Genomic DNA, 18,975 nt, shown 5'->3' on the forward strand with positions numbered 1-18,975 from the left:
CTAGCCGCAGGTTGCTCAAAGCACTGCTTTGAGGTTGCAGATAGAACTGACGAAGCCAGCTCAAAACACTGTTTTGAGGTTGCAGATAGAACTGACGAAGTCAGTAACCATACATACGGCAAGGCGACGTTGACGCGGTTTGAAGAGATTTTTGAAGAGTATGAAACAAAAAGGAGGTTGGTCATTGTACCAGCCTCCTTTTGAGTATGATATAATAGTTCTATGAGATTAGATAAATTTTTAGTTGCCTGCGCTGTGGGGAGCCGGACTGAGGTCAAAAACTTGCTCAAGGCTGGGCGCGTGACTGTAAATGGTAAAAAAGAAAAATCAGCTAAATTGCAGATTGATGAAAAAATAGATGAGATTCGCTTTGATGGGCAAGTGTTGGAGTATGAAGAGTTTGTCTACTACATGATGAACAAGCCCCAAGGAGTTATCTCAGCGACTGAGGATCCTAAGCACAGAACCGTTCTGGACTTGCTGGATGATATTGCTCGGAGCAAGGAAGTTTTCCCAGTAGGACGCTTGGATATTGACACGCATGGTCTTTTACTCTTGACCAATGATGGTCAGCTGGCTCATGCTCTTCTTTCACCTAAGCGTCATGTGGACAAGACTTATCAGGCTCAGGTCAAGGGAATTATGACTCAAGAAGACGTGGAGACATTTGCCAAGGGAATTCCTCTTAAAGACTTTACTTGTCAGCCTGCTAAACTGGAGCTTGTGTCCATAGATCCAGAAAAGAATCAAAGCCAAATCCGTGTGACCATTGCAGAAGGGAAGTTTCATCAGGTCAAGCGTATGGTGGGCTACTGTGGCAAGGAAGTAGTAGACTTGCAACGTTTGACTATGGGAACGCTAGTATTGGATGAGAACTTGCAGCGAGGAGAATGGCGTCGCTTGACCAAGGAAGAATTAGAGGTTCTCCTTGCTAGTATCGCTTAAATTGGTTTATATTCGAAAAAGGTGAGGTAGAATGTCCTTGCCTTTTATGTTTTTCAGTTGCTTCCTTTGTGAAAAGAGTTATAATAGACTGTAGAATAAAAGGAGGAATCTATGAACGCGATTCAAGAATCATTTACTGATAAACTATTTGCCAACTATGAAGCAAATGTCAAATACCAAGCGATTGAAAATGCTGCCAGCCATAATGGAATTTTTGCAGCTCTAGAACGTCGCCAAAGTCATGTAGACAATACACCTGTTTTTTCATTGGATTTGACCAAGGACAAGGTAACCAACCAGAAAGCATCTGGTCGTTGCTGGATGTTCGCAGCCCTTAACACCTTCCGCCACAAACTCATCTCTCAATATAAATTGGAAAACTTTGAGTTGTCACAAGCCCACACTTTCTTCTGGGACAAGTATGAGAAATCAAACTGGTTCTTGGAGCAAGTCATTGCGACTGCAGACCAAGAATTGACGAGCCGTAAGGTTAAATTCCTACTTCAGACACCTCAACAAGATGGTGGTCAATGGGATATGGTGGTATCTCTTTTTGAAAAATATGGTGTCGTGCCTAAGTCAGTTTACCCTGAGTCAGTTTCATCTAGTAGCAGTCGTGAGCTAAATGCCATTCTCAACAAATTGCTTCGTCAAGATGCTCAAATCTTGCGTGACTTGCTTGTTTCTGGTGCAGATCAAGCGACTGTTCAAGCTAAGAAAGAAGACCTCTTGCAAGAAATCTTTAATTTCCTTGCTATGTCATTGGGGCTTCCACCACGAAAATTTGACTTTGCTTATCGCGATAAAGACAACAACTACCAAAGCGAAAAGGGCATTACACCACAGGAATTTTACAAGAAATATGTCAATCTTCCTTTAGAAGACTACGTTTCTGTTATCAATGCTCCAACTGCTGACAAACCTTACGGAAAATCTTACACAGTTGAGATGTTGGGGAATGTGGTTGGTAGCCGTGCAGTTCGCTACATCAACGTGCCGATGGAGCGCTTGAAAGAATTGGCGATTGCTCAAATGCAAGCAGGTGAGACTGTTTGGTTTGGTTCTGATGTCGGTCAGCTCAGCAACCGCAAAGCTGGAATCCTTGCGACAGATGTTTATGACTTTGAATCAAGCATGGACATTAAACTCACTCAAGACAAGGCTGGACGTTTGGACTACAGCGAGAGCTTGATGACCCACGCCATGGTCTTGACAGGTGTGGACTTGGATGAAAATGGGAAATCAACTAAGTGGAAGGTTGAAAACTCATGGGGAGACAAGGTCGGTACAGATGGTTACTTCGTTGCCTCAGATGCTTGGATGGACGAATACACTTACCAGATTGTTGTCCGCAAAGAATTGTTAACAGCCGAAGAACAAGCTGCCTATGAAGCAGAACCAATTGTTCTTGCACCATGGGATCCAATGGGAGCCTTGGCTGAATAAAAGTATAGAAAAAAGGAATCAGATTTTAGAACCTGATTCCTTTTAAGTTGCTTGATTACATGATGTGAAGAACATGTGCCACAATACCCACTGCGAAGAGTGCAAGGATAATAGTGATTGGAGATACTTTTTTCTTAAGTAAGTACATGCAAAGGAAAGTAAGGAGTAGTCCTGATAGTCCAGGGATCAACATATCCAAGTTTTGTTGGAAAGTAGTAACTTTTTCAGGTGTTTGAGACAATCCTTGTCCTACTTGTGCGAATGCTTCTTGGATACCTTTAGATCCTTCTGGCAATTTATCCCAATGGATATAAGCTTTTTCATCTAGTTGAACTTTGGCAACATCGAAAGCAAATTTAATATTTACCCAACGTTGAACAAGGACAGCAAGAATGAACATACCAAGGATAGAAGCTCCTTTAGTGATGTCTTGAAGGATACCGCCAGACATATCTTTAGTGATTTCTGATCCAGCCTTGTATCCAATCTCTTGTGTATACCACAAGAATGACATACGAATCAAGTTCCAAAGAACGAAGAAGAGGATTGGACCTAAGATATTACCAGTAAGGGCAAGTGAAGCACCGAGTGATCCAAGGATTGGGCGTACTGTAAACCAGAATACTGGGTCACCGATACCAGCAAGAGGTCCCATCATACCGATTTTAACCCCTTGGATAGCAGCGTCATCAATTTCAACACCGTTAGCACGTTCTTCTTCAAGTGCAAGAGTAACCCCCATGATTGGAGCGGCTACGTATGGGTGAGTGTTGAAGAACTCAAGATGGCGTTCAAGAGCAGCGATTTGATCTTCTTTTTTAGTGTAGAGTTTTTTAAGAGCTGGAATTAATGAGTAAGCCCAACCCAAGTTTTGCATACGTTCATAGTTCCAAGAACCTTGTAAGAAAGTTGAACGCCACCAAACTTTTTTACGATCTGATTTAGTTAATTGAAGTTTTTCAGTCATGATGTTTTCAGTCCTTTCTTATTTTAGTAGTCTTCTAGGATATCGCCGATTGGGTCGTTAGAAGTTGCGGCTCCTCCGCCACCATTTCCACCAGTTTTAGAAAGGTGAAGGTAGATAAGAGCGATAGCAACACCGATAGCACCAAATCCGATTAGAGTAATATCTGACACGGCAGCAAGCACGAAACCAATAGCGAAGAATGGCCATACTTCACGAGTTGCCATCATGTTGATAACCATAGCGTAACCAACGGCAACGACCATACCACCACCGATAGCCATACCATCTTTGAGCCAATCAGGCATAGTATTTAGAATGCTTTGTACTGTTTCAGTTGGTACCATTAGAAGGAGTGCTGCAGGGACTGCAATACGAAGACCTTGAAGAAGAAGTGCGACAAAGTGAGCACGTTCAACTGCTTTGAAGTCACCTTTTTTAGCAGAAGCATCAGCAGTGTGAACCAATCCGACAGAGAGTGTACGGACAATCATAGTCAAGAATAGACCAGCAACTGCAAGAGGGATAGCAACCGCTTGGGCAACACCGATACCTGTCTTAGTAAAGTCGCCACCAAGAACCATGATAATGGCAGCAGCAACAGAAGCAAGAGCAGCGTCAGGAGCTACGGCAGCTCCGATGTTAGCCCAACCAAGGGCGATCATTTGAAGAGAACCACCAAGGATAATCCCTGCTTCAAGGTTACCAGTAACAAGACCGATAAGGGTACAAGCTACGATTGGTTGATGGAATTGGAACTGGTCGAGGATACCTTCAAGACCTGCTAGGAAGGCTACAACGACTACTAAAACCATAGAAATAATAGACATCTTTAAAATCCTTTCATAAAATCGATTATTGCACGTTTGCTTTGTTGATCAAGTCAAACAAATCTTTTTTCGTGTCGTTTGGTACTTTACGTACGTCAAATTCAACACCGAGGTCACGCATTTTTTCAAATGTAGCAACGTCTTCTTTATCCATAGACAAAACGTTGTTAACCATTGTTTTACCAGTTGAGTGAGCCATTGATCCAACATTAAGAGTTTTGATTGGCACGCCACCTTCGATAGCACGAAGAGCATCTTGAGGTGTTTCAAACAAGATAAGGGCATGTGTTTCTCCGAAGCGAGGATCTTTTGCAACGTCGATTAGTTTTTGGATAGGAACAACGTTTGCTTTCACTTTACCTGGAGCTGCTTGTTTAATCAATTCTTTACGTAATTCGTCTTTAGCTACGTTATCTGAAGCAACGATGATACGGTCTGCTTTTGAATCTGGAGTCCAAGCAGTTGCAACCTGACCGTGAAGTAAACGAGTGTCTAGACGGGCAAGGTTGATTTTGAGTTTACCGTCTCCGATGACAGTTCCTTCTGGGATAGCAGCTTGGGCAACTGGAGCAGCTGCAGCGCTTGCTACTTCCTCAACTGGGTTTAGCTCTTCTGGAAGAGCTTTGATGCCATCTTTGGCTTCTTTAATAATATTCGCAGCGACTTTTTCTACACCTGCAGCAGCGTCCATGAGGCGCTCTGTGTAGGCTTGAATTAACATCGGTAAGTTCAGTCCTGTGATGATGGCAAACTTACGCTCAGGATTTTCTCCCATCACGCGGCTAGCTTGGTTAAATGGAGATCCACTCCAAAGGTCAGCCAAAACTAGAACCTCATCTTCTGCGTCAAATGCAGCAACAGCGTTATTAAACTTAGCGTATAGATCGTCAGGACCTTCGTTTGGCATAAAGGTTACAACTTGAACCTTTTCTTGTTCACCAAAGATCATAGATCCTGACTGATGAATACCCGCAGCAAATTCGCCGTGGCTCGCAATAATGATTCCGATACTCATTATTGTCATTCCTCCTTTTTGTTGTTTCAGTTTTCTTTTAAGAAAACTTTAAGACTTTTTAAGTATAAACCGTTTTCATCTAAAAATCAACTATTTATCATAAAATAATTAAAAAGATTACATCTGAAAATATTGATATATTGAGTTTTAGAGAAGTTTTTTTGAATCCTTATTAAAAAATTTAATATAAAAAAGTTGGAAGCGCATTCCAACTTTTAAAATAGGTTTCTAATAGATTAGTGGGTGAAGTCGAGTACCATACGTCCTTGGATTTGACCTTTTTCCATTTCGTCGAAAATGGCTACGGCATCTTCTATTGGACGTTTTTGGACAACTGGAACTACTAAACCTTCTGCACCGAATTGGAAGGCTTCTTCCAAGTCTTTACGAGTTCCAACAAGAGAACCGATGACTTGGATTCCATCTAGAACGGTTTTGACGATGCTGAGTTCCATCATTTCAGAAGGAAGACCAACAGCGACTACGCGACCACCGGCACGAACTGAGTCAACAGCCTGGTTGAAGGCAACTTTAGACACAGCAGTTACGACAGCTGAATGAGCTCCACCATCAGTTTTTTCTTTGATGAGTCCAGGTACATCTTCAACTTCGAGGCCGTTAATAACAATGTCAGCGCCTACTTCTTTTGCAAGGCCAAGTTTGTCATTGTTGATATCAACTGCGATAACATGAGCATTGAATACTTTTTTAGCGTATTGAACAGCTAGGTTACCAAGTCCACCAGCACCGTAAAGAACAACCCATTGACCTGGTTCAACTTTTGCTTCTTTTATAGCTTTATAGGTTGTTACCCCAGCACATGTGATAGAAGAAGCTTGGGCTGGATCAAGTCCGTTCGGAACTTTAACAGCATAGTCTGCAGTTACGATACATTGTTCAGCCATACCACCGTCTACTGAGTAGCCAGCATTTTTCACTGTACGGCAAAGGGTTTCGCGACCAGTTGTACAGTATTCGCAAGTGCCACATCCTTCGAAGAACCAAGCAACGCTGACGCGGTCACCGACTTTAAGGCTTTTCACATCTGGGGCAATTTCTTTAACGATACCAACACCTTCGTGACCTAGGACACGTCCTGGTACCTGACCGAAGTCGCCATGGGCAACGTGGAGGTCAGTGTGGCAAACACCGCAGTATTCAATTTCTACAAGTGCTTCCCCAGTTTCAAGTGGACGGAGTACTTTTTCTTCAACAGCAACACCAGTGCTTTCTGGATTTACAACAACAGCTTTCATAGCTATCCTCCTTGATATTAACTGAGAGCAGGAGAAACAGGACTGGATTGATTTTGTGTCAACAGAGTCGAGTATGACGAGCTCTCTTGTATTTATATGTGAAGTATATCACAAAAGAAAGCCTTTTCCAAGGTTTTGGAGGCAAAAAGTAGAACAATCGATTAACTGGTTGATGAGACTGTGAAAAGAGCACAAAGACCAGCTTGCAAGCTGGTCAGAATGGACTATAAGAATAAATCTTGCAGGGTTTTGGCAACCCCGTCTTGGTCATTTGTCAAGGAAATTTGCTCATCTGCATAGGGAAGTAGCTCTGGGTTGGCATTTTTCATTGCATAACCTTTCCCAGCAAAAGCGAGCATTTCGGTATCATTGTGTTCATCTCCAAAGGCAATCAAATCTTTTTTATCACGGTTCATTACCTTGAGCAAGTAGTCCAAAGCAAAGGCCTTGTTGACACCTTTTGGGGTACACTCAAGGATATTGAGCGGCCCTCCCCAGGTATTGATAGACAGTTCATGCTGGTAGAAGGCGTTCATTTCTTTTGCAAGGGCATACTTGTCACTGGCTCTGGTCTGCAACAGAATACAGTTAGGATCCTTGGTTACTAACTCAGGCTGGAATTGATCTTCAGGCTGGAAAGCTTCTACACCAAATAGTTTAGGATTGGCAATTTTTTCATTAGGATTTGTAATGTAGAATTTTTTACGATATTCTCCAGCGATAAAATCGGCTTGAATGTCCTCTGAACGTTGAACCATGTCTAGCAGATATTTTTTGTCTACGGTTAAACACTTTTCAAAGTTCCAAACTTGGTCTGGTAAATGAGTGAGGGAGCCGTTGAAGTTAATCATAGGAGTGTCTAAGCCTAGTTCACGGTAAAAATCTTTTGACATGCGGTAAGGGCGTCCTGTCGTAATAATAACCTGATGGCCTTTTTCAACAACTTTTTTAATGGTTCTTTTGGTAAAGTCAGAAATTTGACTGTCTGAGTTGAGTAGGGTTCCATCCAGGTCAACTGCAATAATTTTTTTCGTCATAGGGACCTTTCTAGTGTCTTTTCAGATAAGATGTCTACTATTATAACAGAAAGCAGGCAGAAAATCAGATTCGAAACAAAAAAAGAAATTTCATCAAATTCTTAAATAAATCAAACAAAGATATTGAAAAAGTGAATGATAAATGATATAATTCTATTATTGTTCGTAAAAATTAAAAGGAGATTAATAATGGACAAATTATTTAAACTAAAAGAGAACGGTACAGACGTTCGTACAGAGGTTCTCGCTGGTTTAACAACTTTCTTTGCAATGAGTTATATTCTCTTTGTAAACCCACAAATTCTTTCGCAAACAGGAATGCCTGCTCAGGGTGTATTCCTCGCAACGATTATCGGTGCAGTTGCTGGTACCCTGATGATGGCCTTCTACGCTAACTTACCTTATGCCCAAGCGCCAGGTATGGGGCTGAATGCTTTCTTTACCTTTACAGTCGTATTTGGACTTGGTTATTCTTGGCAAGAAGCCCTAGCTATGGTCTTCATCTGTGGGATTATCTCATTGATTATTACCTTGACAAATGTTCGTAAAATGATCATTGAATCGATTCCAAATGCTCTTCGCTCAGCTATTTCAGCTGGTATCGGTGTCTTCCTTGCCTACGTAGGAATTAAGAATGCTGGATTTTTGAAATTTACGATCGATCCAGGTAACTATACTGTTGTAGGAGAAGGGGCTGACAAAGCTCAAGCAACGATTGCAGCAAACTCTTCAGCAGTTCCAGGATTGGTTGACTTTAATAACCCAGCTGTTTTGGTGGCACTTGCAGGACTGGCCATTACAATCTTCTTTGTTATCAAAGGAATTAAAGGGGGAATTATCCTCTCTATCTTGACAACAACTATTCTTGCTATCGCAGTTGGTTTGGTAGATTTGTCAAGCATCGATTTTGCTAATAACCATGTTGGTGCAGCCTTTGAAGATTTGAAGACAGTCTTTGGTGCAGCTCTTGGTTCAGAAGGTTTGGGAGCTTTGATTTCAGATACAGCTCGCTTGCCTGAAACTCTGATGGCTATTCTTGCCTTCTCATTGACAGATATTTTTGATACAATTGGTACCTTGATCGGTACAGGTGAAAAAGTTGGTATCGTAGCGACAAATGGTGAAAACCACCAATCAGCTAAGTTGGATAAGGCTCTTTACTCTGACTTGATTGGTACTTCAATTGGTGCCATCGCTGGTACTTCGAACGTAACGACTTATGTCGAGTCTGCTGCTGGTATCGGTGCAGGTGGACGTACTGGTTTGACAGCCTTGGTCGTGGCAATCTGTTTTGCGATCTCAAGCTTCTTTAGCCCACTTCTAGCGATTGTACCAACAGCCGCTACAGCTCCAATCTTGATTATCGTTGGGATTATGATGTTGGCTAGCTTGAAAAATATCCATTGGGATGATATGTCTGAAGCGGTTCCTGCTTTCTTCACATCTATCTTTATGGGATTCAGCTACTCTATCACTCAAGGGATTGCAGTTGGTTTCTTGACTTACACTTTGACTAAGCTTGTTAAAGGTCAAGCTAAAGATGTTCATGTCATGATTTGGATTTTGGATGCCTTGTTTATCCTTAACTACATCAGTATGGCCTTATAATAGGATAACCCAGGGGGATTTTCCCCCTTTTTTAATATAAAGGAGATGGGTGATGAAAGAGAAAAATATGTGGAAAGAATTATTGAATCGTGCAGGTTGGCTGTTAATCTTTTTGCTGGCGACAATTTTATATCAGATTCCTATAGGGGTTACTGCTATTTTAACTTTAAATGCAGTACCACTGTTGCAGTCAGGACTGATAGTTGCTGGTATTTCGATTGTAGTTTTGGCACTATTTATTTTTGGAGCTCGTAAAACGCAATTAGCAAGTTTTAATTTTTCTTTTTTTAGAGCGAAGGATTTGGCACGTTTGGGCTTGAGTTATTTAGTTATTATCGGGTCAAATATACTTGGTTCTATCTTGTTACAACTGTCAAATGAGACGACAACAAGTAACCAGTCTCAGATTAACGATATGGTTCAGAATAGTTCTCTGATTTCCAGTTTCTTCTTACTGGCCTTGCTTGCTCCGATTTGTGAGGAAATCTTGTGCCGTGGGATTATTCCTAAAAAGATTTTCCGAGGAAAAGAGAACTTGGGATTTGTAGTCGGTACGATTGTGTTTGCTTTATTGCATCAACCAAGTAATTTACCTTCTTTATTGATTTATGGAGGTATGTCGATTGTTCTATCTTGGACGGCTTACAAAACCCAACGTTTGGAAATGTCTATCTTGCTTCACATGATTGTTAATGGGGTAGCCTTCTGTTTATTGGCTCTTGTGGTGATCATGAGTCGGACATTAGGGATTTCTGTTTAAGATTTTTGACAATTGCTTACTTGTTTCTACTGGGAAAAAGATGAATGCAATCGTGTCCATCTTTTTCTTTTTATGGTAAAATAGAGAAATAATATGATGAAAAACCTTGAGGGAGTGACCGATATGTCAAGTAAAGCCAATCATTCAAAGACATCTATTTGCGGAATTATTAATGTAACCCCAGACTCCTTTTCGGACGGTGGTCAATTTTTTGCTCTTGAGCAGGCACTCCAGCAGGCTCGTAAATTGATAGCAGAAGGGGCTAGTATGATCGATATCGGCGGAGAATCGACTCGGCCTCGGCCGGGAAGTAGCTATGTTGAGATAGAAGAGGAAATCCAGCGTGTTGTTCCAGTGATTAAAGCGATTCGCAAGGAAAGTAATGTCCTCATTTCCATTGATACTTGGAAAAGTCAGGTGGCAGAGGCTGCTTTGGCTGCTGGTGCCAATCTAGTCAATGATATCACTGGTCTTATGGGTGATGAGAAAATGGCTCATGTGGTTGCTAAGGCTGGAGCGAAAGTAGTCATTATGTTTAATCCAGTTATGGCGCGACCTCAGCACCCTAGCGCGCTCATATTTCCTCATTTTGGTTTTGGACAAGCTTTTACAGAGGAAGAGTTAGCTGACTTTGAAACATTGCCAATCGAAGAGTTGATGGAGACTTTCTTTGAACGAGCACTAGCGAGAGCAAATCAAGCTGGAATTGCACAAGAAAACATCCTGCTGGATCCAGGAATCGGCTTTGGTCTGACCAAGAAAGAAAATCTGCTTCTTTTACGGGACTTGGATACACTACATCAGAAGGGGTATCCAATCTTTCTTGGAGTGTCGCGCAAGAGGTTTGTAATCAATATCCTTGAAGAAAATGGCTTTGAAGTCAATCCTGAGACAGAACTTGGTTTCCGTAATCGAGATACGGCTTCGGCTCATGTAACTAGTATCGCTGCGAGACAGGGTGTAGAAGTGGTGCGCGTGCATGACGTAGCTAGTCACAGGATGGCAGTTGAAATTGCCTCCGCTATTCGTCTGGCTGATGAAGCGGAAAATTTAGATTTAAAACAATATAAATAAGATGAAAGAAATTGAAAACAATCAGTGGATTGTCAACTATCGGACGGACCAACCGCATTTTGGCTTGGAACGAATGGTGGAACTGTTAGCTTTGCGTGGCAATCCCCATCTCAAACTCAAGGTTATCCATATCGGAGGGACCAATGGCAAGGGTTCGACTATTGCTTTTTTGAAAAATATGCTGGAAAAGCTAGGCCTGAGAGTTGGTGTGTTCAGCTCGCCCTATCTCATTCATTATACAGACCAGATTAGCATCAATGGGGAATCCATTCCCGAAGCTAGACTAGAAGCCCTCATGGCAAACTATGAGTCTTTGCTTGAGGGGGAGAGGGGCCTTGCTTTACAAGGAACAACCGAGTTTGAGATTATCACAGCTCTGGCCTATGACTACTTTGCCACAGAGCAAGTAGATGTGGCTATCATGGAAGTCGGCATGGGTGGACTCTTGGATAGTACCAATATCTGCCAGCCAATTTTAACAGGAATTACGACCATTGGATTGGACCATGTAGCCCTACTTGGTGACACCTTGGAAGCCATAGCGGAGCAGAAAGCTGGTATTATCAAACAAGGTATTCCCTTGGTGACAGGTCGTATTGCTCCAGAAGCTTTGGCTGTGATTGACCGCATTGCGGAAGGGAAAGATGCGCCGAGATTTGCCTACGGGGCAGATTATAAGGTCAGCTATCAAAAGAGTGTGGTTACAGGCGAAGTCTTTGACTATACAAGTGTTGTCAGACAAGGTCGCTTCCAGACTGGCCTGCTTGGTTTGCACCAGATAGAGAATGCTGGGATGGCCATAGCTTTACTTGATAATTTTTGTCAAGAAGATTGTCGAGAGCTAGCAAGCAATTACTTGCTTGCTCAAGCTATGGAAGAAACAAGGTGGCCAGGGCGTTTGGAGGTCGTGTCAAGAACTCCCTTGATGATTTTGGATGGAGCCCATAATCCCCATGCTATTAAGGCTTTATTAGCAACCTTGCAAGAACGCTTTGCGGATTATCGTAAGGAAATCCTCTTTACTTGTATCAAAACCAAGGCCTTGGAGGATATGTTGGACTTGCTGGGGGCCATGCCAGATACCGAGCTTACTCTGACACATTTTGACGATAGTCGGGCGACTGATGAAAAAGTGCTGGAAGAGGCAGCTAAGTCTAGAAATCTCAGCTACCAAGGTTGGCAGGATTTTCTAGAGCAGAAATTGACAGATAAAAAAGAAGAGAAAAAAACAGTTAGGATTGTCACGGGTTCCTTGTATTTCTTGAGCCAAGTGAGAGCCTATCTGATGGAGAGGAAAAACGAGAATGGATACACAAAAGATTGAAGCAGCTGTAAAAATGATTATCGAGGCTGTAGGAGAGGACGTTAATCGCGAGGGCTTGCAGGAAACACCTGCTCGTGTCGCTCGTATGTACCAAGAGATTTTTTCAGGTCTTGGTCAAACAGCAGAGGAACATTTGTCCAAATCCTTTGAGATTATTGACGATAATATGGTGGTAGAAAAGGATATTTTTTTCCATACTATGTGTGAACACCACTTCTTGCCATTTTATGGTAGAGCGCATATTGCCTATATTCCAGATGGCCGTGTGGCAGGTTTGTCTAAGCTAGCCCGTACGGTTGAAGTTTATTCGAAAAAACCACAAATTCAAGAACGATTGAATATCGAAGTAGCCGATGCTTTGATGGACTATCTAGGCGCTAAAGGAGCCTTTGTTGTTATTGAGGCGGAACATATGTGTATGAGCATGCGCGGTGTTAGAAAACCAGGCACTGCAACCTTGACGACAGTAGCTCGTGGTCTATTTGAAACAGATAAGGATCTTCGAGATCAGGCTTATCGTTTAATGGGACTATAATACTTTTCGAAAATCAAATTCAAACCACGTCAGCTTCCATCTGCAACCTCAAAACAGTGTTTTGAGCAGCCTGCGGCTAGCTTCTTAGTTTGCTCTTTGATTTTCATTGAGTATAAAAAGAATCCGCTTTAGGCGGATTTTTCTAGAAAGGAATCATTATGGATCAACTGCAGATTAAGGATTTGGAAATTTTTGCCTATCATGGTCTTTTTCCCAGTGAGAAAGAATTGGGGCAGAAGTTTGTCGTTTCAGCTATCTTATCCTATGATATGACCAAGGCGGCTACAGATTTGGATTTAACAGCCTCTGTCCATTACGGAGAACTGTGTCAGCAGTGGACGACTTGGTTTCAGGAAACGAGTGAAGATTTGATTGAAACGGTAGCTTATAAACTGGTGGAACGTACTTTTGAGGCTTATCCTCTTGTCCAAGAAATTCAGCTGGAACTGAAAAAACCTTGGGCGCCAGTGCATTTGCCGCTAGATACTTGCTCGGTAACCATTCATCGTCGCAAGCAACGGGCCTCTATCGCCCTAGGAAGCAATATGGGGGATAAGCGAGAAAACTTGAAACAAGCCATTGAGAAAATGCGAGATCGAGGTATCCATATTCTCAAAGAGTCCAGTGTCTTGACGACGGAGCCTTGGGGTGGTGTGGAGCAAGATAGCTTTGCTAATCAAGTGGTTGAGGTTGAAACCTGGTTGCCTGCCCCAGTTCTATTAGAGACCTTGTTAGCCATTGAGTCAGAGATGGGACGGGTGAGAGAAGTACATTGGGGACCTCGTTTGATTGATTTGGACTTGCTCTTTGTGGAGGATCAGATTCTTTATACAGACGACCTCATCTTGCCTCATCCTTACATAGCGGAACGCCTTTTTGTCCTTGAGTCCTTACAGGAAATTGCGCCTCATTTTATCCATCCGACATTAAAGCAACCGATCCGCAACTTGTATAATGCTTTGAAACAATAGAAAAAACTCTAGTTTTCAGTCGCTTGTAACTGAAGGCTAGAGTTTTTAAAATAGGTCATTTTCTTCTGGGAGGAGGATAGTTTCTCTACCGTCCATATCTAAAACCAGTACTTTCGGGGGATAAAGAGGGTCGAAAGGATGGTTAAAGTCAAAATCAATGGCTGTAGGGAGGTGTTGACTTGAAAAGTGGAAGGTAATTTTTCCTTGGTTATTGAGCAATTGAAACTCGAGTTCTTCTTCCAATTCAAAGACATTTTTTAAGAAGTGGTCAATAATATACCAAAAAGAGTCAATGACATCATCGGGTAAGCTGGTAACAATGCCAAAACTAGCTGACCGCATGTGGGTATTGGTAAAAGCCATATTTCTTCCCCCTTTCTTTTCCCTTATCATACAGCAAATAGGATTAAAAATCAAGAAAAGGTGATTTTTTCTTCATAAACATAGCTTCCTATGAAATTTTTTCAAATAATCTTCAAAAAACGCTTGAAAGTGTTTACAAATAGTGATAAAATGGAATAAGTAGAACCATGAAAACGAAATTTTCATACCATCTCTTTTTTTGGAGTCTCGTGAGGTATGATATAGAAAGGAAATGGAATGAATACAGACGATACAGTAACGATTTATGATGTCGCCCGTGAAGCAGGTGTTTCAATGGCGACAGTTAGCCGTGTAGTCAATGGCAATAAGAATGTAAAAGAGAATACCCGTAAAAAAGTACTCGAGGTGATTGATCGTTTGGATTACCGTCCAAATGCTGTGGCGCGTGGTCTTGCAAGTAAAAAGACAACCACTGTCGGTGTCGTGATCCCCAATATCACCAATGGTTATTTCTCAACGCTTGCTAAAGGGATTGATGATATCGCTGAAATGTACAAGTACAATATCGTCCTTGCCAATAGTGATGAGGATGATGACAAGGAAGTTTCAGTTGTCAATACACTGTTTTCTAAGCAAGTGGATGGTATCATCTTTATGGGGTATCACTTGACTGAAAAAATTCGTTCAGAGTTTTCTCGTTCTCGGACACCGGTTGTTCTTGCAGGAACTGTGGATGTAGAACATCAGCTTCCAAGTGTCAATATTGACTACAAACAAGCAACGATTGATGCAGTAACCTACCTTGCTAAAGAAAATGAGCGCATTGCTTTCGTAAGCGGTCCACTAGTGGATGACATCAATGGTAAGGTTCGTTTGGTTGGCTACAAGGAAGCCTTGAAAAAAGCAGGGATTTCTTATAGCGAAGGATTGGTATTTGAGTCTAAATACACTTATGAAGATGGCTATGCCTTGGCAGAACGCTTGATTTCATCAAACGCAACTGCAGCAGTTGTAACAGGTGATGAGTTGGCAGCAGGTGTTTTGAACGGCCTTGCTGATAAGGGTGTGTCAGTACCAGAAGAATTTGAAATCATTACTAGTGATGATTCGCAAGTCTCACGCTTTACCCGTCCAAACTTGACCACTATTGCCCAACCTCTTTATGACCTTGGTGCCATTAGTATGCGTATGTTGACTAAGATTATGCACAAGGAAGAGTTGGAAGAACGTGAAGTTCTCTTACCTCATGGTTTGACAGAACGTCGTTCGACACGAAAACGTAAATAGAAAAAATCAGGGAATCGTGAAGATTTCCTGATTTGTTTTTAGAGAAGAGTATTAGCCTTCCATATAGTCTTTCAAAGCTGGCCCTGTTAGTCCGGCATTGATGGCAATAAGGAGCTTTAGGCGGGCTTTTTGGGCGTTAAGTTCTTTGACAAAGAAAACGCCTGCTTTTTGCAACTGCACGCCCCCACCTTGGTAGGCATAAACAGGTTCCGCTATACCGTTAAAGCATCGTGAAACCAGAGCGACTGGGATTCCTTTTTGCAGAAGGCTTTCTAATTTTTGAGCCGTTTCTTTGGGAATATTACCAGCTCCGAAGGCTTGGATAATCAAACCGTCCAATTGTTCCAAATCCAGCATATCAATCAGCTCATCTGTCATACCGGCATAAGCAGAGATGATAGGGACTAAGCCTTGTATGTGATCAAGGTCAAAGCGAACACGAGGTTCAGCTGTTTTAAAGTAGAGTATTTCCTGTTTCATGATGAGACCAAGTGGCCCGTGTGTTGGAGTCTGGAAGGTGCTGACGTTGGTCGTATGTGTTTTGGTAACATACTTGGCAGCGTGGATCTCATCGTTCATAACAACCAAAACTCCTTTATCAGCAGCCTTGTCATCGCTAGCCACCCTTAAAGCACTCAGATAATTATAAACACCATCACTGCCGAGTTCATTTGAGCTGCGCATGGCCCCTGTTAGAACGATAGGCATATGGGGAACTTCCATGGTATCAAGGAAATAGGCTGTTTCCTCTAAAGTATCGGTCCCGTGTGTGATCACCACTCCATCGTAGTTATCTGCTTCCTCTTTGATTTTTTGGTAGAGGGCCAGCATATGCTTGGGTTTGATATGAGGACTTGGCAGGTTAAAAAAGTCCAAGGCGTGGACTTGTATTCCTTCAAGTGGGTTGGACACATGGTTCATGGGATTATCTGAACTTGTCACAACAGCGCCAGAAGCATCGGCCTGCATGGAAATAGTTCCGCCTGTATGTAAAACAAGGATTTTCTTAGGCATGATTTACTCACTCTTTCTGAAATGTGGTATAATCATTGTATCACAAAAGGGGAGATTGGGATAGGATGGAAGTCAAAGCTGTTTTTTTTGATATCGATGGAACCTTGGTCAACGATCGCAAGAGTGTTTTGAAATCCACTAAGGACGCGATTAAGATTGTCAAAGAACAAGGGGTACTGGTCGGCGTAGCGACAGGACGAGGACCTTTTTTTGTTAAGAAATTGATGGACGATTTGGATCTGGATTTTGCGGTAACCTACAATGGCCAGTATATCTTTAATAAAGACAAAGTCTTATTCACGAGCCCTATTTCCAAGTTACATTTGCGCCAGCTCATTACTTATGCTAAAAAAGAGGGTAAGGAGATTGCCCTAGGGACTAAGGATGCCATGTTGGGTTCCAAAATCATGTCCTTTGGTCTGGGTTCTTTTTCTCAACGAATCAGTCGCTTCGTTCCCTCAGTTTTAACTCGGACGGTGAGCCATTCCTTTAATCGTATGGTCAGCAAGGTTGTTCCCCAAAAGGAAGAAGACCTGCTTCATCTGATGAATCAGCCTATCTACCAAGTTTTGATGCTGATGACACCAGAAGAATCTGAGAAGGCAGCAGCTGATTTTGAAGATTTGAAATTGACACGTAGCAATCCTTTTGCAGCAGATGTCATCAATCAAGGAAACTCTAAATTGGAAGGCATTCGACGAGTTGGGAAAGAATATGGTTTTGATCTCAACCAAGTGATGGCCTTTGGTGACTCCGATAACGACCTAGAAATGCTGGCGGGTGTCGGTATGTCGGTCGCTATGGGAAATGGTAGTAGCAGTGTCAAGGAAGTTGCCAAGCACATCACTACCAGCAATCAGCAAGATGGAATCCACAAGGCCCTGGAACATTTTGGTGTTCTGGCCTCAGAAAAAGTCTTTGTCAGCCGTGACTATCATTTCAATAAGGTCAAGACCTTCCACCACATGATGGATGAACGAACCCAAGAAGAACCTCGAGCTTGGGATTTAGAAGGTGCAACCCACAGGGCTGGCTTTAAAATAGAAGAATTGGTGGAATTTGTTCGAGCTGCCAGTCCTTCTGAAGAGGACTTTGATCAAGCTCTATTGCAACTTCATCAAGCTCTTGATAAGGCGGCAGATAAAGTAGCCAAGAAGACCCCTGCTCAGCAAGATTTGATAGGGCAAGTGGATGCCTTGATTGACACGCTTTACTTTACCTACGGTAGTTTTGTTTTGATGGGGGTGGATCCAGAACGTATTTTTGATATTGTCCATCAGGCCAATATGGGGAAAATTTTTCCAGATGGCAAGGCTCATTTTGATCCAGTGACCCATAAAATCTTAAAACCAGATGATTGGGAAGAAAAATATGCTCCAGAACCTGCTATTAAAAAGGAACTGCAGCGCCAGCTCAAGGCTTATGAACGCCATAAAGAGAGAAATAATACTCAATGAAAATCAAAGAGCAAACTAGGAAACTAGCCGTAGGCTGTACTTGAGTACGGCAAGGCGACGTTGACGTGGTTTGAATTTGAGTATAAATAGTAAACAAAAAGGAGCGCTGAGCTCCTTTTCTTCGTGATTATAAGGTTTTTTCTTGTTCTCTCACAACCAGCAAATCGACCTTAGCATGGCGGAGGATGTATTCAGATGAAGAGCCGACCAAGAGGCGTTCAAAGGCGTTGAGACCAGTTGCACCAACGAGGATGAGGTCTACTTCCTCTGCATCTGGAATAGTACGTGCTAGTAGGGTCTTTGGATTTCCCATTTCAATGACGATATGAACATCTGCCACACCAGCATCTTTAGCACGTTTTTCGTACTCTTTCATCAGACTTTCAGCGTCGACTTGGAGTTCTTCGTAAACTTCAGCATCAAAGGTGGATACGCTTTGGAGCGCGCGTGTGTCAATGACATGTGCGATGGTGAGTTTAGCGTCGTTTCGTAGAGCAGAATGAACTCCCTTGACAAAAGCCAAGTCCGCTTCTTTAGAACCATCGATTGCGACCATGATATTTTGGTAACGTTGTGCCATAATGAAACCTCCTGAAATTTTCTTACTATAATTGTAAACCTTTTCACTATAGAAGTAAAGCAAAAAAAGTATTTTTCAAAAGAATGTTAGCGCTTAAAATCTATATAAATATATGATAAAATAAAAGAAAGGATAGCAGGAAAGAAGTGAAGGGAGGGAGAATGATGAAAATCTCTTTTCAAGAAGCAAAAAAATCAAATTTTCTTTATTATGGCATCATCCTAGTTTCAGTCTTGCTAGAAGTTATCATGATCTGGCAATTAGAGAGTCTGGTACCGCTTCTCTATCCAGGTTTTGTTGGCTTTTTAGTCTTTCACCTACTCTACCATTTTCTATTATTCCTGGTTGCAAAACGAAGTGGGCGTTGGGATTACTTGATGATATGGGGACTTTTTCTCATGTTCAATCTTCTTTATGACTCCTTTTTAGGCTTGCTTTTTCTAGGTTTATCTTTTGGTATGTGATGTGACTTTCGCAAAATACCTGCTATCTCCCCTGTCTTGACCTCGCTTTTAGCGAGGTTTTTATTCTGTAGGATTTTAATAACA

The 18,975-nt window shown here is 42.1% G+C and carries 19 protein-coding genes; 11 read left to right on the top strand and 8 right to left on the bottom strand.

Annotated features, from left to right (window positions below; genetic code table 11):
- The first annotated feature begins 222 nt into the window (after positions 1 to 222).
- Positions 223 to 945: a pseudouridine synthase gene (locus M594_RS01150; RefSeq protein ID WP_173875749.1), complete on the top strand. Its 723-nt coding sequence runs from the start codon at positions 223 to 225 to the stop codon at positions 943 to 945.
- 111 nt (positions 946 to 1,056) lie between these two features.
- Positions 1,057 to 2,391 (top strand): aminopeptidase C, encoded by a 1,335-nt coding sequence (pepC, locus tag M594_RS01155; RefSeq protein WP_173875750.1) that lies wholly within the window; start codon positions 1,057 to 1,059, stop codon positions 2,389 to 2,391.
- 55 nt (positions 2,392 to 2,446) lie between these two features.
- On the opposite strand, the gene M594_RS01160 is transcribed toward pepC, so the two are convergent.
- From M594_RS01160 to M594_RS01180, 5 genes are all read right to left on the bottom strand, one after another.
- Positions 2,447 to 3,358: a PTS system mannose/fructose/sorbose family transporter subunit IID gene (locus M594_RS01160; protein ID WP_033676082.1), complete on the bottom strand. Its 912-nt coding sequence runs from the start codon at positions 3,356 to 3,358 to the stop codon at positions 2,447 to 2,449.
- Between the two features lie 23 nt (positions 3,359 to 3,381).
- Entirely contained in the window at positions 3,382 to 4,185 is an 804-nt protein-coding gene (locus M594_RS01165) for a PTS mannose/fructose/sorbose transporter subunit IIC (RefSeq protein WP_049543673.1), read from the bottom strand.
- A 25-nt stretch (positions 4,186 to 4,210) separates the two neighbouring features.
- A complete protein-coding gene (locus tag M594_RS01170) occupies positions 4,211 to 5,200 on the bottom strand; it encodes a PTS sugar transporter subunit IIB (protein ID WP_000021970.1) in 990 nt (329 codons plus the stop codon).
- A 236-nt stretch (positions 5,201 to 5,436) separates the two neighbouring features.
- Complete coding sequence (gene adhP, locus M594_RS01175; RefSeq protein WP_173875751.1) at positions 5,437 to 6,456, bottom strand: alcohol dehydrogenase AdhP; 1,020 nt, start codon at positions 6,454 to 6,456, stop codon at positions 5,437 to 5,439.
- A 224-nt stretch (positions 6,457 to 6,680) separates the two neighbouring features.
- Positions 6,681 to 7,493 (bottom strand): Cof-type HAD-IIB family hydrolase, encoded by an 813-nt coding sequence (locus M594_RS01180; RefSeq protein ID WP_173875752.1) that lies wholly within the window; start codon positions 7,491 to 7,493, stop codon positions 6,681 to 6,683.
- A 189-nt stretch (positions 7,494 to 7,682) separates the two neighbouring features.
- Here M594_RS01180 and M594_RS01185 point away from each other — a divergent pair, with 189 nt between their 5' ends.
- The 6 genes from M594_RS01185 to folK all read left to right on the top strand — a co-directional run bounded on the left by M594_RS01185 (position 7,683) and on the right by folK (position 13,765).
- A complete protein-coding gene (locus M594_RS01185; RefSeq protein ID WP_173875753.1) occupies positions 7,683 to 9,101 on the top strand; it encodes an NCS2 family permease in 1,419 nt (472 codons plus the stop codon).
- Positions 9,102 to 9,153: 52 nt separating this feature from the next.
- Positions 9,154 to 9,861 carry a CPBP family intramembrane glutamic endopeptidase gene (locus tag M594_RS01190; protein WP_023947032.1) on the top strand — a complete coding sequence of 236 codons (708 nt, stop codon included), beginning with the start codon at positions 9,154 to 9,156 and terminating at the stop codon, positions 9,859 to 9,861.
- A 93-nt stretch (positions 9,862 to 9,954) separates the two neighbouring features.
- Complete coding sequence (gene folP / locus M594_RS01195; protein WP_023947034.1) at positions 9,955 to 10,935, top strand: dihydropteroate synthase; 981 nt, start codon at positions 9,955 to 9,957, stop codon at positions 10,933 to 10,935.
- A 1-nt stretch (position 10,936) separates the two neighbouring features.
- Entirely contained in the window at positions 10,937 to 12,259 is a 1,323-nt protein-coding gene (locus tag M594_RS01200) for a bifunctional folylpolyglutamate synthase/dihydrofolate synthase (protein ID WP_023947035.1), read from the top strand.
- Positions 12,240 to 12,794 carry a GTP cyclohydrolase I FolE gene (gene folE / locus M594_RS01205; protein WP_000380921.1) on the top strand — a complete coding sequence of 185 codons (555 nt, stop codon included), beginning with the start codon at positions 12,240 to 12,242 and terminating at the stop codon, positions 12,792 to 12,794. Before M594_RS01200 ends, folE begins: the two co-directional genes overlap by 20 nt.
- A gap of 158 nt (positions 12,795 to 12,952) precedes the next feature.
- Positions 12,953 to 13,765 carry a 2-amino-4-hydroxy-6-hydroxymethyldihydropteridine diphosphokinase gene (folK, locus tag M594_RS01210; protein WP_173875754.1) on the top strand — a complete coding sequence of 271 codons (813 nt, stop codon included), beginning with the start codon at positions 12,953 to 12,955 and terminating at the stop codon, positions 13,763 to 13,765.
- A 45-nt stretch (positions 13,766 to 13,810) separates the two neighbouring features.
- On the opposite strand, the gene M594_RS01215 is transcribed toward folK, so the two are convergent.
- Positions 13,811 to 14,128, bottom strand: a complete 318-nt coding sequence (locus tag M594_RS01215; RefSeq protein ID WP_049522427.1) for a DUF960 domain-containing protein — start codon at positions 14,126 to 14,128, stop codon at positions 13,811 to 13,813.
- A 237-nt stretch (positions 14,129 to 14,365) separates the two neighbouring features.
- Here M594_RS01215 and ccpA point away from each other — a divergent pair, with 237 nt between their 5' ends.
- Positions 14,366 to 15,376, top strand: coding sequence for a catabolite control protein A (gene ccpA / locus M594_RS01220; RefSeq protein WP_001090628.1), 1,011 nt, complete (start codon positions 14,366 to 14,368; stop codon positions 15,374 to 15,376).
- 51 nt (positions 15,377 to 15,427) lie between these two features.
- On the opposite strand, the gene M594_RS01225 is transcribed toward ccpA, so the two are convergent.
- On the bottom strand, positions 15,428 to 16,390 hold the full coding sequence (locus M594_RS01225; RefSeq protein WP_173875755.1) for an asparaginase: 963 nt from the start codon (positions 16,388 to 16,390) through the stop codon (positions 15,428 to 15,430).
- A 65-nt stretch (positions 16,391 to 16,455) separates the two neighbouring features.
- Between M594_RS01225 and M594_RS01230 the strand changes: the two genes are divergently transcribed.
- Complete coding sequence (locus M594_RS01230) at positions 16,456 to 17,847, top strand: Cof-type HAD-IIB family hydrolase (RefSeq protein WP_173875756.1); 1,392 nt, start codon at positions 16,456 to 16,458, stop codon at positions 17,845 to 17,847.
- 127 nt (positions 17,848 to 17,974) lie between these two features.
- Here the strand turns inward: M594_RS01230 and M594_RS01235 are convergent, their stop codons facing one another.
- A complete protein-coding gene (locus M594_RS01235) occupies positions 17,975 to 18,427 on the bottom strand; it encodes a universal stress protein (RefSeq protein ID WP_000079148.1) in 453 nt (150 codons plus the stop codon).
- Between the two features lie 161 nt (positions 18,428 to 18,588).
- Between M594_RS01235 and M594_RS01240 the strand changes: the two genes are divergently transcribed.
- Entirely contained in the window at positions 18,589 to 18,891 is a 303-nt protein-coding gene (locus M594_RS01240) for a hypothetical protein (RefSeq protein WP_173875757.1), read from the top strand.
- Positions 18,892 to 18,975: the final 84 nt, after the last annotated feature.

Origin of the sequence: Streptococcus mitis (assembly GCF_013305725.1) — a bacterium.
Taxonomy (GTDB): domain Bacteria; phylum Bacillota; class Bacilli; order Lactobacillales; family Streptococcaceae; genus Streptococcus; species Streptococcus mitis_BO.